This window comes from Ramlibacter sp., assembly GCF_041916345.1.
Lineage (GTDB): Bacteria > Pseudomonadota > Gammaproteobacteria > Burkholderiales > Burkholderiaceae_C > Ramlibacter.
Genome location: NZ_JAYRZR010000019.1, coordinates 1 through 24,470 on the forward strand (window position 1 = coordinate 1; position 24,470 = coordinate 24,470).

The following is a 24,470-nucleotide window of genomic DNA, read 5'->3' on the forward strand; positions in this document are numbered from 1 at the left end:
GGCGCGCAGGGTGTGCCGCTCACGCCGGGCCGCTCGATCGCGGTGGATCGCGAGAGCATTCCCTACGGTACCCCGGTCTGGCTGGTGTCCGCCGGGCCGGTCGTCTCGCTGCAGCGGCTGGTGATGGCGCAGGACACCGGCAGTGCCATCGTCGGCGCGGTGCGGGCCGACTACTTCGTGGGCTGGGGCGATGCGGCGGGGGAGATCGCCGGGCGGCTCAAGCAGCCGCTGGCGCTGTGGGTCCTGTGGCCCCGGCAGCCCTGACGCACGGATGGCTCAGCGCGCCAGGTGGCCCAGCGGCCAGCTCGCGCCGGCCTTCACCTCGCCCAGCGAGAAGCTGGTGTGCAGGTCCTTCACGTTCGGCAGGTTGATCAGCACCTTGCGGGCGAGCTGCGAGAACGCCTCCAGGTCGGGCGTCACCACCTGCAGCTCGAAGGTGCCGGCGCCGCTGATGTAGTGGCAGGAGACGATCTCCGGGATGCGGCGGATCGCCTCCTCCATCTCCCGCGTGCGCTCGCCGGTGTTCTTGTCCGCATCCACCCGCACGAAGGCCAGCACGCCCAGCCCGATCTTGTGGCGGTCGATCTCGGCGTGATAGCCCTTGATGTAGCCCGCCTCCTCCAGCGCCCGCACCCGGCGCCAGCAGGGGGCGGCCGACAGGCCCACGCGCTGCGCGAGTTCGGCGTTGGTCAGGCGCGCGTCGGCCTGCAGTTCGGCCAGGATCTGCAGGTCGTACCGGTCCAGCTTGGTCATGGTGGCCCTGAAAAGGAAAGGATGTTGCTCATCCTAGGCCTATTCGGGCACAAAAAGCAAAGACATATCCAGACGCCCGGCCTACACTGCGCAGCTATGTGGAGACATCGCCCTACCCGGGCGCCGCCTCCTTCTGCCGCGTGCCCACAAGGCTGCGCCCCCTCGCCCGCACTGGAGACCGATCCGTCATGAACGCACCCCTGCCCGAACACATCCGCCGCGCGCTGGAGACCGTCACCCTCGACGACAAGTACGCGCTGGACTACGGCCGCGCGTTCATGAGCGGCGTGCAGGCGCTGGTGAAACTGCCCATGCTGCAGCGCCAACGTGACGCGCTGGCCGGCAAGAACACGGCGGGGTTCGTCAGCGGCTACCGCGGCTCCCCGCTCGGCGGCTATGACCAGGCCCTGTGGAAGGCCAAGAAGTACCTGCAGGCGCAGAACATCGTCTTCCAGCCCGGTGTGAACGAGGAGCTGGCCGCCACCGCGCTATGGGGCACCCAGCAGCTCGGCTTCACCCCGCAGGCCACGCACAAGTTCGACGGCGTGTTCGGCATCTGGTACGGCAAGGGCCCGGGCGTGGACCGCTGCTCCGATGTGTTCAAGCACGCCAACATGGCCGGCACCACCCCCTGGGGCGGCGTGATCGCGGTGGCCGGCGACGACCACGTGGCCAAGAGCTCCACCGCGGCCCACCAGAGCGACCACATCTTCAAGGCCTGCGGCCTGCCGGTGTTCTTCCCGGCGACGGTGCAGGAGATCCTGGATCTGGGCCTGCACGCGTTCGCCATGAGCCGCTACGCCGGCGTCTGGGCCGGCATGAAGACCATCCAGGAGATCGTGGAGTCGAGCGCCACCGCGATGATCGATCCGGAGCGGGTGCAGATCGTCATCCCGCAGGATTTCCAGATGCCGCCTGGCGGCGTGCACATCCGCTGGCCCGACCACGCGCTGGACCAGGAGGCGCGCCTGTTCGACTACAAGTGGTATGCCGCGCTGGCCTACATCCGCGCCAACCGGCTGAATCACAACGTGATCGAAGGCCCGAACGACCGGCTGGGCATCATCGCCAGCGGCAAGGCCTTCAACGACACCCGGCAGGCCCTGCTGGACCTGGGCCTGGACGACGACACCTGCCGCCGCCTCGGCATCCGCCTGCACAAGGTGGCGGTGGTCTGGCCGCTGGAGGCGCAGATCACGCGCGAGTTCGCCCAGGGCCTGCGCGAGATCCTGGTGGTGGAAGAGAAGCGCCAGGTCATCGAGTACCAGCTGAAGGAGGAGCTCTACAACTGGCGGCCCGACGTGCGGCCCAACGTGCTGGGCAAGTTCGAGGAGCAGGAGGGTGACTATTCCGGCGGCGAATGGTCGTTGCCCAACCCGACCTCCCACACCCTGCTGCGCGCCAATGCCGACCTGTCGCCGGCGCTCATCGCCCGCGCCATCGCCCGGCGCCTGAAGAAGATGGGCCTGGACGCCGACATCGCCGCCCGTCTGGACGCGCAGCTCGCGATCCTGCAGGCCAAGGAGCAGGCGATGCAGGTCGTCGAGGTCAAGGCCGACCGCATGCCCTGGTTCTGCTCGGGCTGCCCGCACAACACCTCCACCGTGGTGCCCGAGGGCTCACGTGCGATGGCCGGCATCGGCTGCCACTTCATGGCCACGTGGATGGACCGCTCCACCGTCGGCTTCACCCAGATGGGCGGCGAGGGCGTGCCGTGGGTCGGCCAGCAGCCGTTCTCGACCGAGCAGCACGTGTTCGCCAACCTGGGCGACGGCACCTACTTCCACAGCGGCTCGCTGGCGATCCGGCAATCCATCGCGGCGGGCGTCAACATCACCTACAAGCTGCTCTACAACGACGCGGTCGCCATGACCGGCGGCCAGCAGGTGGGCGAGCGGCCCGAGGGCCACTCGGTGCTGCAGATCGCGCACAGCCTGGTGGCCGAGGGCGTGCGCAAGCTCACCGTGGTCACCGACGAGCCGCAGAAGTACCGCGGCGCGGCCTTGCCGCCCGGCATCGAGGTGCGCCACCGCGACGAGCTGGACCGCACCCAGCGCGAGTTCCGCGAGATCAAGGGCACCACGGTCATCCTGTACGACCAGACCTGCGCCACCGAGAAGCGGCGTCGCCGCAAGCGCGGCACGATGGTCGATCCGGCGGTGCGGGTCATGATCAATGACCTGGTCTGCGAGGGCTGCGGTGATTGCGGCGTGCAGTCCAACTGCCTGTCGGTGGAGCCGCTGGAGACCGAGTTCGGCCGCAAGCGCACCATCAACCAGAGCACCTGCAACAAGGACACGAGCTGCCTCAAGGGCTTCTGCCCCAGCTTCGTCACGGTGGAAGGCGGCAGCCTGAAGAAGAAGGCCAAGGCGCAGGCCGCGGTGAGCCCGGCGCAGCTGGGCGAGCTGCCCGAGCCGACCGTGCCGTCCACGGCCGGCGGCGCCTTTGGCATCGTCGTGGCGGGTGTCGGCGGGACCGGCGTCATCACCATCGGCCAGCTGCTCGGCATGGCCGCCCACATGGAAGGCAAGGGCATCGTCACCCAGGACGCCGCCGGCCTGGCGCAGAAGGGTGGCGCCACCTGGAGCCACGTGCTGATCGCCGACAGCCAGGAGGCGATCCGCACCACGCGCGTGAGCATGGCGGCGGCCGACCTCATCATCGGCTGCGACCCTATCGTCACCGGCGGCAAGGAGACCGTGCTGCGCATGCGTGCCGGCCGCACGCGCGTGGCGCTGAACGGCCATGCCGCGCCCACCGCCGCCTTCGTGCGCAACGCCAACTGGGCGGATCCGTCCGAGGCCTGCGTCGCCGAGATCGCCAAGGCCGTCGGCCCGGAGGCGGTGGCCGCCTTCGACGCCGACACGGCCGCCGCCAAGCTGATGGGCGACAACATCTTCACCAACCCCATGATGCTGGGCTTCGCCTGGCAGAAGGGCTGGGTGCCGCTGGCGCGCGCCTCCATCCTGCGCGCCATCGAGCTCAATGGCGTGGCGGTGGAAGCCAACAAGACGGCGTTCGAATGGGGCCGGCAGGCCGCCCACGACGCCGCGCGGGTGCGCGCCCAGTTCGCGCCGGCGCAGGTCATCACCTTCAAGCCGCGCGAGACGCTGGAATCCATCGTCGCGCGCCGCGTCGAGTTCCTCACCGCCTACCAGGACGCTGCGTATGCCGAGGGCTACCGCGCGTTCGTCGAGCAGGTCCGCGCCGCCGAGGCGCCGCTGGGCCGCACCACCCTGGCCGAGGCCGTGGCGCGCAACCTGTTCAAGCTGATGGCCTACAAGGACGAATACGAGGTCGCCCGCCTGCACGCCGAGAGCGGCTTCCGCGAGCGGGTCGCCGAGCAGTTCGAGGGCGACTTCCGCATCCACTACCACCTGGCGCCGCCCCTGACGGCGAAGCACAACGAGCGCGGCGAGCTGGTCAAGCAAAAGTTCGGCCCCGGCACCATCCACCTGTTCCGCCTGCTGGCGCGCCTGAAGGGCCTGCGCGGCACGGCGCTGGACGTGTTCGGCCGCAGCGAGGAGCGCCGCACCGAGCGCGCCCTGATCGGCGAGTACCGGCAGACGGTGCAGGAACTGCTGGGCACGCTGGATGCCGACCGGCATGCCCTGGCGGTGGAGATCGCCCGCCTGCCGGAGCAGATCCGCGGCTTCGGGCATGTCAAGGCGCGTCACCTGGCGGCGGTGCGCACCCGCTGGACCCAGCTTCAGCAGCAGTGGCGCGGGGGTACCGGGGGCATCCAGCGCGCCGCCTGAGGCGCCGCATACAATCGCCGGTTCATCCCGTGGCACCGGCGCGGCCGCCGTGCCGGAATTGCTGCGGGCGTTCCTTTCTCGCTTCGGCCTTCGAGCCCTGGAGTCACCGTGCTGATTTCTACCGCCTACGCCCAAGCGGCGCCAGCCGCCGGCGGCGACGCGCAGTCGTCGTTCATGAGCCTGCTGCCGCTGGTGTTGATGTTCGTGGTGCTTTATTTCGTGATGATCCGCCCCCAGATGAAGCGGCAGAAGGAGCATCGCGCCATGATCGACGCGCTCGCCAAGGGCGACGAGGTCGCCACTGCCGGCGGCCTGCTGGGCAAGGTCAGCAAGCTGGGTGACGTCTACATCAGCGTCGAGCTCGCCACCGGCGTCGAGGTGCAGCTGCAGCGTACCGCGGTCGTGCAGGTGCTGCCCAAGGGAACCATCAAGAACTGAGGGGACGGCGCGGCCGCGCATGCGCGCGGGGCGCCCTGCCGATGAACCGATATCCAATCTGGAAGTACGCGACCTTGCTGGTCGCGTTGCTCATCGGGGTGCTCTACACCCTGCCCAACTTCTTCGGCGAGGACCCCGCGGTCCAGGTGTCGCCTGGCAAGGCCAGCGTGCGCGTGGACGCCGGCACGCTGGCACGGGTCGAGCAGGCGCTGGCCCAGGCCAGCCTGAAGCCCCAGTCCATCGTTCGTGACGCCACGTCGGTGAAGGCCCGCTTCTCCAACACCGACGAGCAGCTCAAGGCCAAGGACGCCATCCAGCGCGCCCTGGTGCCCGATCCGGCGGACCCGTCCTACGTGGTCGCGCTGAACCTGCTGTCGGCCACGCCCTCCTGGCTGTCCAGCCTGCACGCCGCGCCCATGTACCTGGGCCTGGACCTGCGCGGCGGCGTGCACTTCATGCTGCAGGTGGACATGCAGGCGGCCCTGGCCAAGAAGGCGGAGTCGTTCACCGGCGACCTGCGCACGGTGCTGCGCGAGAAGAACATCCGCCACGCCGGCATCAGCCGCAACGGCCAGTCCGTCGAGGTGCGCTTCCGCGAGCCGAAGTCCCTGGCCGACGGCCGCAAGCTGATCGCCGAGCAGTTCCCGGACTGGGTGCTGGTCGAGGCCGCTGAGGCCGACGTCACGCGCATCACCGGCAGCCTGAAACCCGAGGCTGCGCGCCTGGTGCAGGAGCAGGCGCTCAAGCAGAACATGGTGACCCTGCACAACCGCATCAACGAGCTCGGCGTGGCCGAGCCCGTGATCCAGCAGCAGGGCGTCGACCGCATCGTGGTGCAACTGCCTGGTGTGCAGGACACCGCCAAGGCCAAGGACATCCTGGGCCGCACCGCCACACTGGAGGTGCGCCTGGTCGACGAGTCGACCGAGGCCGCCGCAGCTGCCAACGGCACCGGGCCGGTGCCCTTCGGCACCGAGCGCTACGTGGAGCGCGGCGGCGCGCCGCTGATCCTGAAGCGCCAGGTCATCCTGACCGGCGAGAACCTGACCGACGCGCAGGCCGGCTTCGACAGCCAGACGCAGGAGCCCGCCGTCCACCTGACGCTGGACGCCAAGGGCGCCCGCATCTTCCGTGACGTGACGCGGGAGAACGTGGGCAAGCGCATGGCCATCCTGCTGTTCGAGAAGGGCAAGGGCGAGGTCGTCACCGCCCCCGTGATCCGCACCGAGATCGGCGGCGGCCGGGTGCAGATCTCCGGCCGCATGACCACCACCGAGGCGAATGACGTGGCGCTGCTGCTGCGTGCCGGCTCGCTGGCCGCGCCGATGGAGATCATCGAGGAGCTGACCATCGGCCCGTCGTTGGGCGCGGACAACATCAAGCGCGGCTTCCAGAGCGTGGCCTGGGGTTTCGCGGCGATCTGCGCCTTCATGGCCGTGTACTACATGCTGTTCGGCGTGTTCTCCAGCATCGCGCTGGGGGTGAACCTGCTGCTGCTGGTGGCCATCCTGTCCATGCTGCAGGCCACGCTCACGCTGCCCGGCATGGCCGCCATGGCGCTGGCGCTGGGCATGGCGATCGACTCCAACGTGCTGATCAACGAGCGCGTGCGAGAGGAGTTGCGCAACGGCGCCTCGCCGCAGGCGGCCATCAACGCCGGTTATGACCGTGCCTGGGCGACCATCCTGGACTCGAACGTGACCACGCTGATCGCCGGTCTGGCGCTGCTGGCGTTCGGCTCGGGCCCGGTGCGCGGGTTCGCCGTCGTGCACTGCATCGGCATCCTGACCTCGATGTTCTCCGCCGTGTTCTTCTCGCGCGGCCTGGTGAACCTCTGGTACGGCCGGCAGAAGAAGCTGAAGTCGGTTTCCATCGGCACGGTCTGGCGGCCGGGCGCGGATGGCGCTATAACCAAGCCGGAATAAGGGACGGGCAGTTCATGGAGTTCTTCAAGATCCGGCGCGACATTCCGTTCATGCGGCACGCGCTGATATTCAACGCGATCTCGATTCTCACCTTCGTGGCGGCGGTGTTCTTCCTCGCCACGCGCGGCCTGCACCTGTCGGTCGAGTTCACCGGCGGCACCGTCATGCAGGTGCAGTACGCCCAGCCGGCCGATGTCGAATCGATCCGTCGCACCGTCTCCAGCCTCGGCTACACCGACGTGCAGGTGCAGAACTTCGGCACCGCGCGCGACGTGCTGATCCGCCTGCCGGCCCAGAAGGGTGTGACGTCCGCCCAGCAGAGTGAGCGCACGCTGGCCGCCTTGCGCACGGGGGACCCCACGGTCACCCTCAAGCGCACCGAGTTCGTCGGACCGCAGGTGGGCGAGGAACTCGCCGTCGACGGCATGAAGGCGCTGGCCATGGTGGTGGTGGGCATCATGATCTACCTGGCGATCCGCTTCGAGTGGAAGTTCGCCGTGGCCGCCATCTTCGCCAACCTGCACGACGTGGTGATCATCCTGGGCTTCTTCGCCTTTTTCCAGTGGGAGTTCTCGCTGGCGGTGCTGGCGGCGGTGCTGGCGGTGCTGGGCTATTCGGTGAACGAATCCGTGGTCATCTTCGACCGGATCCGCGAGAATTTCCGTCGCTACCGCAAGATGAGCACGGTGGAGACAATCGACAACGCCATCACGTCGACGATCAGCCGTACCATCATCACCCACGGTTCCACCCAGATCATGGTGCTGTCGATGTTGTTGTTCGGCGGCGCCACGTTGCACTATTTCGCCTTGGCCCTCACCATCGGCATCCTGTTCGGCATCTATTCCTCGGTGTTCGTCGCCGCGGCCATCGCCATGTGGCTCGGCATCAAGCGCGAGGACCTGATCCGCGCCGCGCCGAAGCGCGAGGGCGACCCGAACGACCCCAACGCCGGCGCCACCGTCTGACCCCATCGCCATGAGCAGCTCGCCCCCCCTGTCCGCGGCGCCTCTCGCGCGGCAGGCGCGCGAGCGCTTCGTGGCGCACATGGAAGGCGTGCTGGGGCCGATGACCGAGGCGCTGCGCACGGCCCTGTCCGAGCAGCTCTCCAGCGCCCAGAGCAGCCGCGAGATGCAGGTGCGGCGGGACAACCTGGTCACCTACGAGCGACACGCCGCGCGCTGGGCCGACGGCACGGCGAAGGCCTGGCGTCGGGCCCTGCTGCCTGCCACCGCCACCGCCAAGGTGCGGATGGAACTGGGCAGCATGGCCCTGATGGGCGACGACGTGGTGGAGAACAAGATCCTGTCGTCCCGCCTGGCGATGGCGATCCAGGAAAAGGGCATGTGGGACCTGAATGACCTGAAGCTGCGGGTCACCCACCTCGAAGGCGGCGACGACCTCGCCTCCGAAGACATCCTCCGGCCCGAGGCCCTGTGCCTGGCCCTGGTCGAGCAATGGACGATGGCGGGCCTGGACCGCGAGGTCTGGACCTCCGTCAAGGACGTGATCCAGGGCAACATCGTGCCCAAGGCCCTGGAAGGCTACAACGCCGCCAACGCCTTCCTGGTCGAGCGCGGTGTGCTCCCCGAGATCAACCTCAGCTCTCGCGTGCGGCGTCCGGCGGCAGGTGCCCCGCGACCCGCCGGCGCGCCGGCCTCCGAAGGGGCCAGCTCCTCTTTCGCCCCCGTTTCTGGCGCCGGCTCGGCCGGCGCCGGGGGAGGGGGCGCGGGTGGGGCCGGCGGGGGCGGGGCTGGCGGGTTCGCAGGGAGCGGCTCGGGTGGCTTTGGGGGCAGTGGTGGTGGCGGGCTGGGCGGCAGCGCCGGCAGCGCTGGCGGTGGATACGGCGCTTCGGGTGGCGCTGCTGGCGGCGGCGGTCAGGCCCGCGGCGCTGGCGGTGGCAGCGCGGCCGGCAGTGCGGGCAGTGGTGGTGCGGCCGGCGGTGGTGGCGGGGGCTGGTCCTCCGGTCGCGGAGGTCCCGTCGGCGCCGAAGGCGGCGAAACGCGTTCCGGCGTCGCGGGTGGTGGCGGTGGTGGGGGCGGCGGCAGTGGCACGGGCTACGGCGGCGTCGCCGAGGAAACCCGGATGATGACCGCCACCTCCCCGCTGGCCAGGGCGCGCGCACGAGCGAGCGGCGTGCTGGGCCAGCTCAAGCGGCTGCTGACCGACAAGGTCGCCGGTTTCAGCACCGAGGCGGGGGCGGTGCACCCCTCGCCGGCGCTGGCCGAGGCGATGTCGATGCACGCCACGCACGTGCAGACCCAGGTGCAGACCCGTGCCCAGGAGGCACTGGCCACCGGTGACATCGTCATCTTCGACGATGATGCAGTCGAGCAGGTGGCGCACGATCTTCGCGCGCGCACCCAGGACCTGAAGAAGAAGGCCTCCACCCAGACCGAGAAGGCCACCATCGAGATCGTCGCGCTCATGTTCCAGAGCATCCTGGCCGAGGAGCGCATTCCGCCCGCCGTGCGCGTGTGGTTCGCCCGGCTGCAGATGCCGGTGCTGCGCGTCGCCCTGGCCGAGCCGGAGTTCTTCGGATCCCTGGAGCACCCGGCGCGCCAGCTCATCGACCGCATGGGCTCCTGTGTGCTGGGCTTCGACGCCGCCGCGATCTCGGGCAGCGCGCTGGAGACGGAGATCAAGCGCGTGGTGCAGGTCATCGAGCAGTACCCCGAGACCGGCCGGCGCGTGTTCCAGCTCGTCTACGAGGAGTTCCAGCGTTTCCTGGCCAAGTTCCTCACCGAGAAGGGCGCCACCCAGAAGCTGGTGAGCGTGGCGCAGCAGGTCGAGCAGAAGGAGACGATGGCGGTCCAGTACACCATCGAGCTGCGCAAGATGCTCAGCGACGTGCCGGTGCGCGACGAGATCCGCGAGTTCCTGTTCAAGGTCTGGGCCGAGGTGCTGGCCGTGGCCGCCGTGAAGCACGGCCCCCAGCACCAGGAGACGCTGGCCCTCAAGAAGTCCGCCGGTGATCTGGTCTGGGCCGCCAGCGCCAAGCCGAACCGCCAGGAGCGCGCCAAGGTCATCCAGGATCTGCCCGGTCTGCTGGAGCGGCTTCGCCGCGGCATGACGCTGCTGGGCCTGCAGCAGTCGGACCAGGAGTTCCACATCAAGGTCATCGGCGACACGCTGGCCGACGCCTTCATGTCCAAGACCGAGGCCATCCCCTACGCCCGCATCGAGTCGATGACCAAGCGGCTGGCCAACCTGGAGGACTTCGTCAGCGAGGACGACGCCGGGGAGCTGCCGCTGGACAAGGAGAACATCGAGCTCATGCTCGGCATCGACGCCAGCATGATCGAGGTCATCAGTGCCGGCGGCTCCAACCCCACCGCCGCCATGCTGAGCTGGGCGCGCGAGTTGCAGCCCGGCACCTGGTTCACGCTGGATCACAACAGCTCGGTCGTCCAGGTGCAGTACGTCTGGAAGAGCGAGCGCGGTCAGCTCCACCTGTTCGCTTCGCAGGACGGCCGCAGCTACATCGTGCAATTGCGGCGTCTGGCCTCGTACCTGCAGGCCGGTCTGCTGGTGCCCACCGAGGAAGAGGCGCTCACCGTGCGGGCCACGCGCCAGGCGCTGGCCAAGCTCGACGCCAATCCCGAGCGGCTGCTGAAGTAGGCCCCGGCCGTCGCGGGGCGCCGGCGGTCAGTGCGCGAGCCGGCCGTCCGTGTCGTCGCAGAGTTCGTCGAGCACCAGGGCGTCGGGCTCGTGGCCGAAGCGCCAGTACACCATCAGCACGATGATCTTCAGCGCATCCAGCGACACCGGGTCGCCGGGCGCGGCCATGGCGCGGTCGATGACGATCTCGCGCAGGGGGGCCGGCAGCACGCCGGCGGATTCGAGGAAGCTGATGAAGCCCAGGCACTGGGCGCCCAGGTGGTCCTGCTCGGCGATGGAGTAGACGCGCAGGCTGTCGGAATGGGCCACCGGGTCGCAGGGGGGTGGCTCCACCTCGCCGAGGTGGATGCCTTCGGCCGCGGTGTTCAGGCCGTCGAGCCAGACCAGCGCGTCATGGATCTCGTCCGGCTCGAAGCCATGAGCGCTCAGCTTGCGTTCCAGCTGATGCAGCTCGGGGCATGCATCCGAGCGCCAGTAGTTTTCATAGAGGAACACCAGCACTTCATACATGGGCCCAATATAGCCCACCGCCGTGCCGTCGCCATGCCGCCTGGCGCGGCTGTTGCGCGCAGGCCTCAGGCGCTGGCGGTGCGCTGGTACTGCCCGCCCGGAAGGCGGCCGATCCGGCCGCCGAGCTCCAGCTCCAGCAGCCGGGCCTGCAGCTGCTCGGTCGGCCAGCCCGTGCGGGCCTGCAGGGCATCCAGCCCGACCGGGTCGAAGCCCATGGCCTCCAGCAGGGGATCACCCGGGTGCCCCGCGGGGGTGGCGGCCTCGGCGAGGGCGGCTTCCCCGCTGCCCGGTACGCTGGCGCGCAGATCCTCCAGCACGTCCTGCGCGCTTTCCACCAGCTTGGCGCCTTGCCGCAGCAGCTGGTGGCAGCCCCTCGACTGCGGGGAATGGATCGAACCCGGGATGGCAAAGACCTCACGGCCCTGCTCCGAAGCCAGCCGCGCCGTGATGAGCGAGCCGGATTGCAGCGCGGCCTCGACGACCAGCGTGCCGTGGCTCAGGCCCGCGATCAGCCGGTTGCGGCGGGGGAAGTTCTCCGCCAGGGGTGGCGTGCCCAGTGGGTACTCGCTCACGAGCACGCCGTGTTCCGCAATGGATCGAGCGAGTGCGTGGTTCTGCTTGGGGTAGACCCGGTCGAGCCCGGTGCCGACCACGGCCACGGTGCAGGCGCGGCCGGGCTGCCGCCCAACGAGCGCGCCTTCATGGGCGGCGGCGTCCACGCCCAGCGCCAGGCCGGACGTCACCGTGAAGCCGGCCTCCGCCAGTGATCGTGCGAAGGCGCGTGCGTTTTGCGCGCCCTGGGGCGTCGGGTTGCGGCTGCCAACCACCGCCACGGCAGGCTGGGTGGGCAGGTCGAGGGCGCCCATGCGGTACAGCAGCAGCGGCGGGTCCTCGATCTGCAGCAGCAGGGCGGGGTAGGCCGTGTCGGCCAGATGGGTCACGGCCCGGTGCGCGGGGTCCTCTTCGAGCCAGGCCAGCGTGTGCGCGAGCTGCTCGGCGAAGCCGGGCGGACCGGTCTGCACGGCCGGTGCCAGCCGCGGGCCCAGCACCTCGGCCAGTGCGGCCAGACTCTGGGAGAAGATGCGCTCAGGCGGCCCGAAGGCCGCCAGCAGCTGGCGCGCGCCCTGCGGGCCGAGCCGAGGCACGAGCGCGAGGCGCAGCCACGCCGCGAGCTCGTCGCGATCCATCGCGCGGTGGTGCCGCGCCTCAGCGCGGGGCGGTGAAGTGGTCGCCGATGGAGATCGGCTCGAGGATCTCGAGCACGAGCGCGTAGGACACCTTGTCGAAGGTGCGGAACACCATCATGACGCCGTTGCGCTCGTCGGGCAGCTTCAGCTCGGTGCGCTCATTGGCCTGCGAGCGATCGACCACGCGGCGCCCGGCCTTCTGGATGGCCAGCACGTGGCCTGGCTCCAGGCCGTCCTGCGTGCCGCGGTTGATGGCGACGACATAGTTCTGGCCGGCCAGCGCCACGGCATTGCCGTACACCGAGATGATCGACCCCGCCGTGTCGGCCTTGGGCGCACGCGGCACGTAGCTCATGAGCTGGCGCGGAGGCTGACGCATCAGGCGGTCGCCGACGCGCATCTCTTCCTTGGCCATCACGATGTCCACCGTGGCTGGCACGGTGACCGGTTCGTCCTTGCCCTCGCGCGACTTCACCGTCTGCACGGACTCGCTGCGCACCAGCTCGGCCACGCCCAGGTACTGCGCCTCGTAGCCCAGCACGGCGCCGGTGCCGGGGTCCTTCAGCGGGCGGGCATTGCGGAACACGCGGTAGGCGTCGATCTGGCGCGGGTCGCGCTCGACCAGCGGGGCGCCGTTGCGGCCACGGGCGTAGGCGCGGTCACCGCGGGTCAGCAGCACGCGGTTGTCCTGGCCGGCCACGAGGCGCGGCGCGGCTTCCAGTTCGCCCTCGCCGACGATGATGCCCTCTTCCAGGAAGGGCTCGATCGCGCCAGGCGGCAGCGTGGGAATGGAGGTGTCGGGCAGGCCGGCGATGCGGGTGCGCGGCGAGACCTTCACGGTCTGCGTGGGCGCGCCCACGGGCGCCTGACCCATGCGCAACCGGGCCAAGCCGTCCGCTTTTTCCAGGTAGAGCTGCTGGCCGGGGTAGATGCGGTGCGGGTTGCGGATCTGCTCCATGTTCATGCCCCACAGCTCGGGCCAGCGCCACGGGCTCTTGAGGAACATGCCGGAGATGCCCCACAGCGTATCGCCCGACTTCACGGTGTAGTTGTCGGGTGCGTCGGGCGCCAGCTCCGACAGAGGGATGCCGCCCACGGCCACCTGTTCGGCCGTGGCCCGCTGGGCCGGCGTGATTGGATAATTCTGCGCCTGCACCGGCGCCGCCGCCAGGCTGGCGGCCAACGTGACCACCGCCCAGGCGGCCGCGGTAACGTGTGCCATGCCAGGGAAAGCCTTGGAATGCGCCATCATGGGATCGTCCGCTCTTGACAAGTTACTGGCGATTCTGCGCTCAAGCCCTTGATTGATCAATGAATATTGGCTTTGTCCAGATGTCGGGCACCGAAAAGTAGCGAAAATAGCGACACTCGCCCCCAACTGCGTCACATGGCCTTGCTTCCCATCCTCCGCTATCCCGATCCGCGCCTGCACACCGTGGCCCGCCCGGTGGCCACCGTCGACGACCGTGTCCGCGCCCTGGTGGACGACATGCTGGCGACCATGTACGACGCCGAGGGCATCGGCCTCGCCGCCACCCAGGTGGACGTGCATGAGCGCGTCATCGTCATCGATGTCTCCGAGCAGCGGGACCAGCCGCTGGTGCTGATCAACCCCGAGCTGACCTGGGCCAGTGCCGAGACGCAGGTCGGCGACGAAGGCTGCCTGTCGGTGCCCGGCATCTACGACGGCGTCGAGCGCGCCCGTGCCGTGAAGGTGCGGGCACAGGATCGTGCCGGCACGGCCCGCGAGATCGAGGCCGAGGGCCTGCTGGCGGTGTGCATCCAGCATGAGATGGACCATCTCATGGGCAAGGTCTTCGTCGAATACCTCTCGCCGCTCAAGCGCAACCGCATCCGCGGCAAGATGCTCAAGGCCCGCCGAGAGGCCGAGCGGGCCTGAGGACGCGACCGTGCGACACCTCGCCTGGCTGGCGCTGGCGGCCCTGGTCGCTGGTTGTGCCAACCCCTGGCACGCGCTGGACATGGCCCCCGGCACCCCGCGCGACGAGGTGCTGGCCCGCGCCGGCCGGCCCACGGCCGAGGTGCCCCTGCCCGGTGGCGGGCAACGCCTGCAGTATTCATGGCAGCCGATGGGCCAGCACGCAGTGATGGTGGATCTGGATGCGGGTGGTCGCCTGGTGCAGGTGCGCCAGGTGCTGACGGCGGAGGACTTCGCGCGCATCCAGCCGGACGCCTGGACGCGTGCCGACGTGCTGCGCGCCTTCGGGCCGCCTGCCCGCGAGGACCGCGTCGCCAGCTGGCCGGGCCCCGTGCTGACCTACCGCTGGACGGACGGCAGCGACATGTTCTACTGGATCTATCTCGACGCCCAGGGCGTCGTGCGCCGGGCGCATCCCGGCATGGAACACGCCAACAGCCCCGCCGATCGCGACTGACGACTTCCCATGCGCATCCTTTTCGCGGGCACGCCCGAATTCGCCCGCGTGGCCTTGCAGAGCCTGCACGCCGCCGGCCACACGGTGGCACTCGTCCTCACCCAGCCGGACCGCCCGGCCGGCCGGGGCCTGAAGCTGCAGCCTTCGCCCGTGAAGCAGTTCGCAGAGGCCCACGGCCTGCCCGTGGCGCAGCCGCGGTCCCTGCGCCTGGAGGGGCGCTACCCTGAAGACGCTGCCGCGGCCCGTGCCGCCATCGAGGCCGCCCAGGCCGACGCGATGGTGGTCGCCGCCTACGGGCTGATCCTGCCGCAATGGGTGCTGGACACGCCGCGCCTGGGTTGCCTGAACATCCACGCCTCGCTGCTGCCACGCTGGCGCGGCGCGGCGCCCATCCACCGCGCGGTGGAGGCGGGTGATGCCGAGACCGGCATCACCATCATGCAGATGGATGCGGGCCTCGACACCGGGGACATGCTGCTGATGGAGGCGGTGCCCATCGCGCCGACGGACACCACGGCCAGCCTGCACGACACGTTGGCGGCCCTGGGAGGCCGGCTGATCGTGCAGGCACTGACACTCGCCGAGGCAGGCCGGCTGCAACCCCGGAAGCAACCCGAAGCCGGCGTGACCTATGCGCACAAGATCGACAAGGCCGAAGCCGCGCTGGACTGGCAGCAGCCAGCGGATGTGCTCGCCCGCAAGGTGCGCGCCCTGAACCCGGCTCCGGGCGCCACCGCCCGGCTGGACGACGAGACCTTCAAGATCTGGCTGGCCCAGCCGGTGGTGGCGGCGGCTGCGCCGGAGGCGACGCCCCCGGGCTCGGTGGTCGCGGCCGGGCCCACGGGCATCGACGTGGCCTGCGGCGCCGGCGTGCTTCGTCTGACCGAACTGCAGCGTCCCGGCGGGCGCCGCCTGCCGGTGGCCGACCTGCTGCGCGGCCTGGCCCTGGCGCCGGGCGCGCGCTTCGCGTAAAGGGGCATCGCGGTGTTCTTCCTGCGGTCCGTCCGCACGCCTCCCGGTTTCCGCGAAGGCCTGCGCGCCTCCGCGCCGGTCGCGCCGGGCATCGCGGCCTGGGGCCTGATGACCGGCGTGGCGATGGTCAAGTCGGGCATGAGCGCCATCGAGGCGGTGGCGATGACCCTGTTCGTCTACGCCGGCAGTGCGCAGCTCGCCGCGATCCCGCTGCTGATCGCCGGCGCACCGGCCTGGGTGATCTGGGCCACGGCCTTCTGCGTCAACCTGCGCTTCGTGGTGTTCAGCCTGCACCTGCGTCCCTACCTGATGCACATGCCGCGCTGGCGGCGGTTGGTCAACGGCTTCCTGACCGCCGACATGACCTATGCGCTGTTCACCGCGCGCCATCCGAAGCCGGCCGAAGACGCCGCCGGCCGCGCCGAGCAGGAGGCCTACCTCGCCGGCAACTACTGCATGACCTGGTGGGCCTGGACGGGTGCCAGCCTCGCCGGTGTGGCGCTCGGCAACCTGATCCCCACCTCGTGGGGCCTGGGCTTCGCGGGCGTGCTGTGCCTGGTGGGCATCCTGTGTTCGCTGGCCAACTCGCCGCTTCGCGTGCTGGCCATGCTGGTGGCCGGGGCGGCCGCCGTCGCGGCCTACGCCCTGCCGCTCAAGCTGAACATCGTGGTGGCGATCGCCATCGCGGTGATCGCCTGCTTCTGGCTCGAAGGCCGGCTACCGGCGGCCGCGCGTGAGGCGACGCGATGACGGGCCAAACGGACCTCTGGACATTGGGCGTCATCGTCGGCCTGGCCGCCGTGACGGTGCTCACGCGCTGCTTCTTCTTCATCCTGGACAAGCCTTGGAGCCTGCCGGCCTGGGCCCATCGCGCCCTGCACTACGCACCGGTGGCCGCACTGGCCGGCGTGGTGGTGCCCGAGGTGGTGATGACCCAGGGCCACCTCGTGGCGACCTGGGCCGATGCACGCCTGTTCGCCACGGCGACCGGTGCCGCGCTCTATTTCTGGCGGCGCAGCGTGCTCCTCACGCTGCTGGGCGGCATGGCGGTCTACCTGCCGCTGCACCTGGGCCTGGGCTGGTAGGCGCGTCGATCACTGTCGTGCGCGGCGTCAGCGGGCGCGCAGCCGCGCTTTCTAGAATGTCGGGTTTCGCCCTCCACCGCCCCTCATCATGAAAGTCCTGCGCTTTTCCGATCTCTGCGACCAGGGTCTCGCCCGCGGCCGCCGCGTCTTCATCCGTGCCGACCTGAACGTGCCGCAGGACGACGCGGGCCACATCACCGAGGACACGCGCATCCGCGCCTCGGTGCCCTGCATCCAGATGGCCCTGGCCGGCGGTGCGGCGGTGATGGTCACCTCGCACCTGGGGCGCCCGACCGAAGGCGAATTCAAGCCCGAGGACTCGCTCGCCCCCGTGGCTGCCCGCCTGTCCGAATTGCTGGGCCGCCCGGTTCCGCTGAAGGCGGACTGGGTGAACGGCGTCGACGTGCAGCCCGGTGAGGTGGTGCTGCTGGAGAACTGCCGCCTGAACAAGGGCGAGAAGAAGAACAACCCCGAGCTGGCGCAGAAGATGGCCGCGCTGTGCGACATCTTCGTGCACGACGCCTTCGGCACCGCGCACCGTGCCGAGGCCTCCACCTACGGCATCGCGCAGTACGCGAAGACGGCCTGCGCCGGCCCGCTGCTGGCGGCGGAGATCGACGCCATTTCCAAGGCGCTGGCCAACCCGAAGCGGCCGCTGGTGGCCATCGTGGCGGGTTCCAAGGTGTCGACCAAGCTCACCATCCTGCAATCCCTGGCCAACAACGTCGACCAGCTCGTGGTGGGGGGCGGCATCGCCAACACCTTCATGCTGGCCGCTGGCCTGCCGATCGGCAAGTCGCTGGCCGAGCCCGACCTGGTGGGCCAGGCCCGCGCGGTCATCGCCGCCATGAAGGCGCGCGGCGCCGAGGTGCCGATTCCGACCGACGTGGTGGTGGCCAAGACCTTTGCCGCCGATGCGCCTGCCACCGTGAAGGCGGCCGCGGACGTGGCGGCGGACGACCTGATCCTCGACATCGGCCCGCAGACGGCGGCGCGCCTCGCGGCGCAGCTGCGCCAGGCGGGCACCATCGTGTGGAACGGGCCGGTCGGCGTGTTCGAGTTCGACGCCTTCGCGGGTGGTACGGAGGCGATCGCCCGCGCCATCGCCGGCTCCGATGCATTCAGCATCGCGGGCGGCGGCGACACGCTGGCGGCCATCGCCAAGTACGGCATCGAGAAGGACGTGGGCTACATCTCCACCGGCGGCGGTGCCTTCCTGGAAGTGCTGGAAGGCAAGACCCTGCCCGCGTTCGAGATCCTGCAGCAGCGCGCCGCGGCCTGACGGGATCGTTCCGCCGCGGGCGCGGCGGAAGGGAAGACCGCCCCCGCCGCGAGGACGGGGATCCAGGCCAAGGGCCTGATGAACCTGGATTCCCCGCCTTGCGGCCGGGAGCGGTGAAAAACCTCAGCCGGTGACCGCCGCCGTGCGAACCGGGCTGGTGGGCCGGCCCGCGTAGTCGGTCCAGCAGTGGCGCGCGAAGTCGTACAGCTTGCAATCGCGCGCGGTCTCGAAGTACCAGCGCCACGAGAATGGCTGCACCACGATGCGGCCGGGCAGGCGCTCTTCCAGCAGAGACTGCGCGTTCTTCAGCCGGTACAGCGGGATGCTCATGTCCACATGGTGGGCCGTGTGCTCCATGATGTGATGCAGCACGGCGCCGATGGACAACGGGAACGTCAGGTGCACCGTGGTCGAGACGAAGGGGCTTGCCTTGGACCAGGCCGTGCGTTCGTCGTGCCAGCTCACCGCCGTGTGGGTGTGATGCACGTAGACGACGAAGCCGATCATCGCGCACCAGAACAGGAACGGCACCACGAAGCCGGTCAGCAGCACCAGCAGGACGGACTGCCCGGTGGCGACGGCCGCGGCCACGAGCGCACCCGCCCACAGCAGGCCGAAGGCCGAGACCAGCAGGTTGTCCAGCAGGAACACGCGGCGGCGGGTGGGCATGTGGCTCGTGTTCGGGAAGAACATGCGCTTCCACCAGATCTCCACCATGTAGTAGAGGCCCGGCGCCCAGCCGCTGCGGTAGAGGCGGTCCATGCGCTGCTGCATCGGCGTGAGGCGCGCGAACTCCTCCGCCGTGTAGGGGGCCCAGACGAAGTCAAAGCCCTTGAGGTTGGTGTAGCCGTGGTGCACCACGTTGTGGCCGACTTCCCACAGGCTGTAGGGGGTGATGGAGGGCAGGAAGGCGATGCGGCCCAGCCAGTGGTTGAGCCGCCGGTTCGGGGTGAGGCTCTGGTGGCACGCGTCATGGCCGATGATGAACAGCCGGCCGATCACGAAGCCGGCGGCCAGCCCGCACAGCAGCTTGAGCCACCCGGCGGCGAAGAGCACCGTGCCCGCGAGCGCGGCGGCGAGCAGCGCGTAGTCGAACAGCAGCAGCACAATCGGGTACAGCGTGGCGCGGGAGGCCAGCGGCTCCAGCCACTGGCGGATCAGCTTGCGGTGCGGCAGCGGGGCGGACGGGTCGATGGGGGCGGTGGACGCAGACATGGCGGCGATGATGCTAGACACTCATGACAGCTTGCGTACTGACCTGGATCAAGGCGGGGGCGCCTGCGGTCCGGTTCCGGGCCGGTAACGCCTTCATGCAAGAATCCGAAACTTAATTACAAGGAGTCCGCACCATGGCCCGTCGTGCCACCAAGATCGTCGCCACCCTGGGCCCGGCTTCCAGTGACCCGGCCGTGCTGGAGCAGATGATCCTCGCGGGCGTGAACGTGGTGCGCCTGAATTTCAGCCACGGCAAGGCCCAGGACCACATCGACCGCGCCCGCCTGGTGCGCACCGTCAGCCAGAAGGCCGGGCGCGAGGTGGCCATCATGGCGGACCTGCAGGGCCCCAAGATCCGCGTCGGCCGCTTTGCCGAAGGCAAGGTGCACCTGGAGCCCGGCGCCGCCTTCGTGCTCGATGCCGCGCGCACCGAGCTGGGCGACGTGGACGGCGTCGGCCTGGACTACAAGGAACTGCCGCGCGACGTGAAGGCGGGCGACCGCCTGCTGCTCAACGACGGCCTGCTGGTGCTGCAGGTGGACGCGGTCAAGGGCGAGCAGGTCCACACCACGGTGGTGCTGGGCGGCGAGCTGTCCAACAACAAGGGCATCAACAAGCTGGGCGGCGGCCTCACGGCGCCGGCGCTCACGGCGAAGGACATGGAGGACATCCGGACCGCGATGAGCTTCCAGGCCGACTACGTGGCCGTGAGCTTCCCGAAGACCGCCACCGACATGGAGATGGCGCGCCAGCTGTGCAACGTGGCGGCCGCCGAGTTCCGGCACAAGCCGGGGCTGATCGCCAAGATCGAGCGTGCCGAGGCCATCCCCAACCTCGAATCCATCCTCAAGGCCAGCGACGGCATCATGGTCGCGCGCGGCGACCTGGCGGTGGAGGTGGGCAACGCGGCGGTGCCGGCGCTGCAGAAGCGCATGATCCGGCTCGCCCGCCAGCATGACCGCGTGGTGATCACCGCCACCCAGATGATGGAGTCCATGATCACCAACCCCGTGCCGACCCGCGCGGAGGTGAGCGACGTGGCGAACGCGGTGCTGGACGGCACCGACGCCGTGATGCTGAGCGCCGAGACGGCCTCCGGCCGCTACCCGCTGGAGACGGTGCGCGAGATGGCCAACATCTGCGCCGAGGCCGAGATGGCCGAGGATGTGATGCTCGACGCCGACTTCAGCGGCATGACCTTCTCGCGCATCGACCAGTCCATCGCGATGGGCGCGCTGTTCACCGCGCACCACCTGGGCTGCAAGGCGATCGTGGCGCTGACCGATTCCGGCTCCACCGCGCTGTGGATGAGCCGGCACCGCATCCACATCCCGATCTACGCGCTCACCCCCAAGCTGGCCACCCAGCGCAAGATGGCGCTGTACCGCAACGTGCGCCCTCTGCTGATGGACCAGAACGCCGAGCGTGACATGGCCCTGGCGGATGCCGAGGGGCACCTCAAGCAGCGCGGCATTCTCTCCGCCGGCGACATCTACGCCATCACCTGCGGCGAGCCCATGGGCGCGCCGGGCGGCACCAACATGCTGAAGATCTGCCGGGCGGAGTAGGGCGGGCTGGCAGCTGGGGTTTCGCTGCGCGCCACCGCCGGCCTACGAGGCGCGGCAGTCCGCCGCCAGTGCAAGCGCCAGCCGGTTGTGCCGCTCGACCAGCGGGCCCAGATCTACGGTCGTGAGCTGGCCGTCTTGCACCACCTGCCGGCCGTGCACGAACACGTGATCGGCCTGCGGGCTGGCGCAGAGCAGCAGCGCCGCCACCGGGTCATGCACCGCGCCGCCGGCCATGGCCAGCGTGTCCAGGCGGAACAAGGCCAGGTCCGCGCACCAGCCCGGCGCGATGCGCCCGATGTCGTCGTCGCGGCCCAGCACCTGGGCGCCGCCGCGCGTGGCCAGCGCCAGCGCGTCGCGCGCGGTCATCTCCGCCGGACCCAGGTCACAGCCGAAGAAGCGGCGGCCCTCGTGCACCTGCGGCGGTTGCAGGGCCCGGCCCACGCGCGCCAGCAGCATCGCCTGCCGCGCCTCGTGGACCATGTGCGCGGCGTCGTTGCTGGCGCTGCCATCCACACCCAGGCCCACCGGCACGCCGGCATCCATCATGCGGCGCACGGGCGCGATGCCGCTGGCCAGGCGCATGTTGCTGCAGGGGCAGTGGGCCACCCCGGTGCGGCTGGCCGCGAACAGCGAAAGGCCTTCGTCGTCCAGCTTCACGCAGTGGGCATGCCACACGTCGTCGCCCAGCCAGCCGAGGCCCTGCGCGTACTGGGCCGGTGTGCAGCCGAAGCGCTCGCGGCTGTAGGCGATGTCGTGGTCGTTCTCGGCCAGGTGCGTGTGCAGGCGCACGCCATGGGCGCCGAAGCGCGCACCGTAGGAGCGGGCCAGCGCTGCCGTCTCGCGCATCAGGTCCTGGCTCACGCTGAAGGGTGAGCAGGGCGCCAGCGCGATGCGCACCATCGCGCCGTGCGACGGGTCGTGCCAGGTCTCGATGAGCCGCTGGCTGTCGGCGAGGATCGCGTCTTCGCGTTCCACCACCGAATCCGGCGGCAGCCCCCCGGCACTGGCCCCCACGCTCATGCTGCCCCGTGTGGCCACGAAGCGCATGCCGATCGCCTGCGCGGCGCGGATGCTGTCGTCCAGCGTCACCCGGCCTTGCGGGCCGCTCGGGTAGATGTACAGGTGGTCGCTGCTGGTCGTGCAGCCGGAGAGCAGCAGCTCCGCCATCGCCACCTGGGTCGAGACGTGCACCATCTCGGGCGTGAGGCCCGCCCACACCGGATACAGGCCGCGCAGCCAGCCGAACAGCTCGGCGTCCTGCACCCCAGGCAGCGCGCGCGTCAGGCTCTGGTACATGTGGTGGTGCGTGTTCACCAGCCCGGGCACGACCAGGTGGCCCCGCGCGTCGATCACCGTGTCCGCGGTGGCGGGCAGGTCCGCGGCGGGGCCTACGGCCTCGATCAGACTCCCGCGGATCAGGATGGACGCATCGCGCCATTCACGCCGGTCATCGTCGAAGGTCGCGATGGCGCGGGCATGGCGGATCAGCAGGGTGGGTTCGGCGGTGGACATGGGCAGGATGATGCCTGGGGATCGCCAGCAGGATCGGTGCCAACCCGCCGGTCAGGTGGGTGAAATCCCCCCGGCTAAAATTCAGGCAGTTACCAAGCGGTTACAGCCGACTCCCGGCACGCCCCTTCCCCCTTCTCTTCGTCTCTCCAGGATCCACCATGCCTCTCGTCTCCATGCGCGAACTGCTGGACCATGCCGCCGCCAACGGCTATGGCATTCCGGCCTTCAATGTGAACAACCTCGAACAGGTGCAGGCCGTGATGGAGGCTGCCAAGGAAACCGGCGCGCCGGTGATCCTGCAGGCCAGCGCCGGGGCGCGCAAGTACGCGGGCGAGGCCTTCATCAAGCACCTGATCTCCGCCGCCATCGAGGCCTATCCGTCCATCCCGCTGGTGATGCACCAGGACCACGGCCAGAGCCCCGACGTGTGCCAGGGCGCCATCAACCTGGGCTTCTCCTCCGTCATGATGGACGGCTCGCTGGAGGCCGACGGCAAGACCATCGCCAGCTACGACTACAACGTGGACGTCACCCGCAAGGTGGTGGACATGGCGCACAAGCTGGGCGTCACCGTCGAGGGCGAGCTGGGCTGCCTGGGCAGCCTGGAGACCATGAAGGGCGACAAGGAAGACGGCCACGGCACCGACGCCACCATGACGCGCGAACAGCTGCTGACCGACCCCGAGCAGGCTGCCGATTTCGTCAAGCGCACGCAGCTCGACGCACTGGCCATCGCCATCGGCACCAGCCATGGCGCCTACAAGTTCACCCGCAAGCCCACCGGCGACATCCTGGCCATCGACCGCATCAAGGAAATCAACCGCCGCATCCCCAACACGCACCTGGTGATGCACGGCTCGTCTTCCGTGCCGCAGGAGCTGCTGGCCATCATCCGCCAGTACGGCGGCCAGATGAAGGAAACCTATGGCGTGCCGGTGGAGGAGATCCAGCACGCCATCAAGTACGGCGTGCGCAAGATCAACATCGACACCGACATCCGTCTGGCCATGACCGGCGCGGTGCGCAAGTTCATGGCCGAGAACCCCGAGAAGTTCGACGCCCGCGAGTGGCTCAAGCCGGCGCGCGAGGCCGCCAAGCAGATCTGCAAGCAGCGCTACATCGAGTTCGGCTGCGAAGGCCAGGCCGGCAAGATCAAGGGCGAGAGCCTGCAGGTCGTGGCTGCCAAGTACGCCAAGGGCGAGCTCGCCCAGGTGGTGAACTGAAGCCCGCGCCAGCCGCCTTGCGATAATCCCCGGGCCCGCCGCGAGCGGGCCTTTTTTCCGTCTGGAACCGCCCATGTCCGCCGCCCTGCATACCTCCAACCTCACCTCGCTGCCGCTGCTCGCGCGCGGCAAGGTGCGTGACAACTACGCGGTGGGCACGGACCGCATCCTGATGGTGGCGAGCGACCGACTCTCCGCCTTCGACGTCATCATGGGCCAGCCGATCCCGGGCAAGGGCGAGATCCTCACGCAGATGGCGCTGTTCTGGTTCGCCCGCCTGGGCCACCTGTGCCCGAACCACCTGACCGGCGACGCGCCGGAAAGCGTGGTCACCCCGGCCGAGGTGCCGCAGGTGCAGGGCCGCTCCATGCTGGTGAAGCGCCTGAAGCCGATCCCGGTGGAGGCGGTGGTGCGCGGCTACCTGGCCGGCAGTGGCTGGAAGGAATACCAGGAGACCCGCGCGGTCTGCGGCGTGCCGCTGCCGGAGGGCCTGCGCAATGCCAGCAAGCTGCCGGCGCCAATCTTCACGCCGGCGGCCAAGGCGGCGGTGGGCGAGCATGACGAGAACATCTCGTTCGAGCAGGTGGTGGCCGTCGTCGGCGGCGAGCTGGCGGCGAAGATCCGCGACACCAGCATCGCCATCTATCGGGCCGCGGCGGACTTCGCGCTCACCAAGGGCCTGATCATCGCCGACACCAAGTTCGAGTTCGGCCTGGACGAGCAGGGCACGCTGGTGCTGATGGACGAGGTGCTCACGCCCGATTCGTCGCGCTACTGGCCGGTGGAAGGCTACGAGGCTGCCTTCGCCGCCGGCGCCAACCCGCCCAGCTACGACAAGCAGTTCGTGCGCGACTGGCTGGAGCAGGTGCGCATCGACGGCAAGCCCTGGGACAAGACGCCACCTGCGCCGCATCTGCCCAAGGACGTGATCACCAAGACGGCGGCGAAGTACCGCGAGGCGCTGGAGCGGCTGACGGGCTGAGCGGCCCGGAGCCTTCATCCCCGCCCGCGGAAGCTTTCTTCAC

The 24,470-nt window shown here is 69.7% G+C and carries 21 protein-coding genes; 15 read left to right on the plus strand and 6 right to left on the minus strand.

Annotated features, from left to right (window positions below; translation table 11 throughout):
* On the plus strand, positions 1–264 hold a 264-nt coding region (locus ACE3T5_RS07615), incomplete at its 5' end, for a 3D domain-containing protein (RefSeq protein WP_374666125.1).
* A 12-nt stretch (positions 265–276) separates the two neighbouring features.
* Here ACE3T5_RS07615 and ACE3T5_RS07620 read toward each other — a convergent pair.
* Positions 277–753: an Lrp/AsnC family transcriptional regulator gene (locus tag ACE3T5_RS07620; protein ID WP_374666127.1), complete on the minus strand. Its 477-nt coding sequence runs from the start codon at positions 751–753 to the stop codon at positions 277–279.
* A 188-nt stretch (positions 754–941) separates the two neighbouring features.
* On the opposite strand from ACE3T5_RS07620, the gene ACE3T5_RS07625 reads away from it, so the two are divergent.
* The 5 genes from ACE3T5_RS07625 (at position 942) to ACE3T5_RS07645 (ending at position 10,495) form a co-directional block, all read left to right on the plus strand.
* Entirely contained in the window at positions 942–4,511 is a 3,570-nt protein-coding gene (locus ACE3T5_RS07625; RefSeq protein WP_374666129.1) for an indolepyruvate ferredoxin oxidoreductase family protein, read from the plus strand.
* Positions 4,512–4,619: 108 nt separating this feature from the next.
* Positions 4,620–4,949: a preprotein translocase subunit YajC gene (yajC, locus tag ACE3T5_RS07630; protein WP_374666131.1), complete on the plus strand. Its 330-nt coding sequence runs from the start codon at positions 4,620–4,622 to the stop codon at positions 4,947–4,949.
* A gap of 41 nt (positions 4,950–4,990) precedes the next feature.
* Positions 4,991–6,874, plus strand: a complete 1,884-nt coding sequence (gene secD, locus ACE3T5_RS07635) for a protein translocase subunit SecD (protein WP_374666133.1) — start codon at positions 4,991–4,993, stop codon at positions 6,872–6,874.
* A gap of 14 nt (positions 6,875–6,888) precedes the next feature.
* Positions 6,889–7,842 carry a protein translocase subunit SecF gene (gene secF / locus ACE3T5_RS07640; RefSeq protein WP_374666135.1) on the plus strand — a complete coding sequence of 318 codons (954 nt, stop codon included), beginning with the start codon at positions 6,889–6,891 and terminating at the stop codon, positions 7,840–7,842.
* Between the two features lie 10 nt (positions 7,843–7,852).
* On the plus strand, positions 7,853–10,495 hold the full coding sequence (locus ACE3T5_RS07645) for a DUF1631 family protein (protein ID WP_374666137.1): 2,643 nt from the start codon (positions 7,853–7,855) through the stop codon (positions 10,493–10,495).
* 27 nt (positions 10,496–10,522) lie between these two features.
* Here ACE3T5_RS07645 and ACE3T5_RS07650 read toward each other — a convergent pair whose 3' ends face one another.
* The 3 genes from ACE3T5_RS07650 to ACE3T5_RS07660 form a co-directional block, all read right to left on the minus strand.
* A complete protein-coding gene (locus tag ACE3T5_RS07650; protein WP_374666139.1) occupies positions 10,523–11,005 on the minus strand; it encodes a DUF494 family protein in 483 nt (160 codons plus the stop codon).
* 65 nt (positions 11,006–11,070) lie between these two features.
* The gene (dprA, locus tag ACE3T5_RS07655; protein WP_374666141.1) at positions 11,071–12,192 is read right to left on the minus strand and encodes a DNA-processing protein DprA; all 1,122 of its coding nucleotides are present in this window, start codon (positions 12,190–12,192) and stop codon (positions 11,071–11,073) included.
* A 19-nt stretch (positions 12,193–12,211) separates the two neighbouring features.
* Complete coding sequence (locus ACE3T5_RS07660; RefSeq protein WP_374666143.1) at positions 12,212–13,414, minus strand: LysM peptidoglycan-binding domain-containing protein; 1,203 nt, start codon at positions 13,412–13,414, stop codon at positions 12,212–12,214.
* Positions 13,415–13,579: 165 nt separating this feature from the next.
* Between ACE3T5_RS07660 and def the strand changes: the two genes are divergently transcribed.
* The 6 genes from def (at position 13,580) to ACE3T5_RS07690 (ending at position 17,927) form a co-directional block, all read left to right on the plus strand.
* Positions 13,580–14,092 carry a peptide deformylase gene (def, locus tag ACE3T5_RS07665; RefSeq protein ID WP_374666145.1) on the plus strand — a complete coding sequence of 171 codons (513 nt, stop codon included), beginning with the start codon at positions 13,580–13,582 and terminating at the stop codon, positions 14,090–14,092.
* Between the two features lie 10 nt (positions 14,093–14,102).
* The gene (locus ACE3T5_RS07670) at positions 14,103–14,588 is read left to right on the plus strand and encodes a hypothetical protein (protein WP_374666147.1); all 486 of its coding nucleotides are present in this window, start codon (positions 14,103–14,105) and stop codon (positions 14,586–14,588) included.
* A 9-nt stretch (positions 14,589–14,597) separates the two neighbouring features.
* Complete coding sequence (gene fmt, locus ACE3T5_RS07675) at positions 14,598–15,560, plus strand: methionyl-tRNA formyltransferase (protein ID WP_374666149.1); 963 nt, start codon at positions 14,598–14,600, stop codon at positions 15,558–15,560.
* Between the two features lie 12 nt (positions 15,561–15,572).
* Positions 15,573–16,310 carry an AzlC family ABC transporter permease gene (locus ACE3T5_RS07680; RefSeq protein ID WP_374666152.1) on the plus strand — a complete coding sequence of 246 codons (738 nt, stop codon included), beginning with the start codon at positions 15,573–15,575 and terminating at the stop codon, positions 16,308–16,310.
* Entirely contained in the window at positions 16,307–16,645 is a 339-nt protein-coding gene (locus tag ACE3T5_RS07685; protein WP_374666154.1) for an AzlD domain-containing protein, read from the plus strand. The genes ACE3T5_RS07680 and ACE3T5_RS07685 overlap by 4 nt, the downstream gene beginning before the upstream one ends.
* 88 nt (positions 16,646–16,733) lie before the next feature.
* On the plus strand, positions 16,734–17,927 hold the full coding sequence (locus ACE3T5_RS07690) for a phosphoglycerate kinase (protein ID WP_374666156.1): 1,194 nt from the start codon (positions 16,734–16,736) through the stop codon (positions 17,925–17,927).
* A 123-nt stretch (positions 17,928–18,050) separates the two neighbouring features.
* Here the strand turns inward: ACE3T5_RS07690 and ACE3T5_RS07695 are convergent, their stop codons facing one another.
* Positions 18,051–19,142: a fatty acid desaturase gene (locus ACE3T5_RS07695; protein ID WP_374666158.1), complete on the minus strand. Its 1,092-nt coding sequence runs from the start codon at positions 19,140–19,142 to the stop codon at positions 18,051–18,053.
* A 134-nt stretch (positions 19,143–19,276) separates the two neighbouring features.
* Here ACE3T5_RS07695 and pyk point away from each other — a divergent pair, with 134 nt between their 5' ends.
* On the plus strand, positions 19,277–20,710 hold the full coding sequence (pyk, locus tag ACE3T5_RS07700; protein WP_374666160.1) for a pyruvate kinase: 1,434 nt from the start codon (positions 19,277–19,279) through the stop codon (positions 20,708–20,710).
* 42 nt (positions 20,711–20,752) lie between these two features.
* On the opposite strand, the gene ACE3T5_RS07705 is transcribed toward pyk, so the two are convergent.
* Positions 20,753–22,222, minus strand: coding sequence for an 8-oxoguanine deaminase (locus tag ACE3T5_RS07705; protein WP_374666162.1), 1,470 nt, complete (start codon positions 22,220–22,222; stop codon positions 20,753–20,755).
* Positions 22,223–22,380: 158 nt separating this feature from the next.
* Between ACE3T5_RS07705 and fba the strand changes: the two genes are divergently transcribed.
* On the plus strand, positions 22,381–23,445 hold the full coding sequence (gene fba / locus ACE3T5_RS07710) for a class II fructose-bisphosphate aldolase (RefSeq protein WP_374666164.1): 1,065 nt from the start codon (positions 22,381–22,383) through the stop codon (positions 23,443–23,445).
* 73 nt (positions 23,446–23,518) lie between these two features.
* The gene (locus tag ACE3T5_RS07715; RefSeq protein WP_374666166.1) at positions 23,519–24,427 is read left to right on the plus strand and encodes a phosphoribosylaminoimidazolesuccinocarboxamide synthase; all 909 of its coding nucleotides are present in this window, start codon (positions 23,519–23,521) and stop codon (positions 24,425–24,427) included.
* Positions 24,428–24,470: the final 43 nt, after the last annotated feature.

Excerpts from the sequence above, each read along its gene's own strand:
- ACE3T5_RS07705 (WP_374666162.1), bottom strand. The coding sequence starts at position 22,222 with ATGTCCACCGCCGAACCCACCCTGCTGATCCGCCATGCCCGCGCCATC.
- ACE3T5_RS07660 (WP_374666143.1), bottom strand. The coding sequence starts at position 13,414 with ATGGCACACGTTACCGCGGCCGCCTGGGCGGTGGTCACGTTGGCCGCC.
- secF (WP_374666135.1), top strand. The coding sequence starts at position 6,889 with ATGGAGTTCTTCAAGATCCGGCGCGACATTCCGTTCATGCGGCACGCG.
- pyk (WP_374666160.1), top strand. The coding sequence starts at position 19,277 with ATGGCCCGTCGTGCCACCAAGATCGTCGCCACCCTGGGCCCGGCTTCC.
- def (WP_374666145.1), top strand. The coding sequence starts at position 13,580 with ATGGCCTTGCTTCCCATCCTCCGCTATCCCGATCCGCGCCTGCACACC.
- ACE3T5_RS07625 (WP_374666129.1), top strand. The coding sequence starts at position 942 with ATGAACGCACCCCTGCCCGAACACATCCGCCGCGCGCTGGAGACCGTC.
- ACE3T5_RS07650 (WP_374666139.1), bottom strand. The coding sequence starts at position 11,005 with ATGTATGAAGTGCTGGTGTTCCTCTATGAAAACTACTGGCGCTCGGAT.
- dprA (WP_374666141.1), bottom strand. The coding sequence starts at position 12,192 with ATGGATCGCGACGAGCTCGCGGCGTGGCTGCGCCTCGCGCTCGTGCCT.
- ACE3T5_RS07685 (WP_374666154.1), top strand. The coding sequence starts at position 16,307 with ATGACGGGCCAAACGGACCTCTGGACATTGGGCGTCATCGTCGGCCTG.
- ACE3T5_RS07695 (WP_374666158.1), bottom strand. The coding sequence starts at position 19,142 with ATGTCTGCGTCCACCGCCCCCATCGACCCGTCCGCCCCGCTGCCGCAC.
- fba (WP_374666164.1), top strand. The coding sequence starts at position 22,381 with ATGCCTCTCGTCTCCATGCGCGAACTGCTGGACCATGCCGCCGCCAAC.
- secD (WP_374666133.1), top strand. The coding sequence starts at position 4,991 with ATGAACCGATATCCAATCTGGAAGTACGCGACCTTGCTGGTCGCGTTG.
- ACE3T5_RS07645 (WP_374666137.1), top strand. The coding sequence starts at position 7,853 with ATGAGCAGCTCGCCCCCCCTGTCCGCGGCGCCTCTCGCGCGGCAGGCG.
- ACE3T5_RS07690 (WP_374666156.1), top strand. The coding sequence starts at position 16,734 with ATGAAAGTCCTGCGCTTTTCCGATCTCTGCGACCAGGGTCTCGCCCGC.
- fmt (WP_374666149.1), top strand. The coding sequence starts at position 14,598 with ATGCGCATCCTTTTCGCGGGCACGCCCGAATTCGCCCGCGTGGCCTTG.
- ACE3T5_RS07715 (WP_374666166.1), top strand. The coding sequence starts at position 23,519 with ATGTCCGCCGCCCTGCATACCTCCAACCTCACCTCGCTGCCGCTGCTC.
- ACE3T5_RS07620 (WP_374666127.1), bottom strand. The coding sequence starts at position 753 with ATGACCAAGCTGGACCGGTACGACCTGCAGATCCTGGCCGAACTGCAG.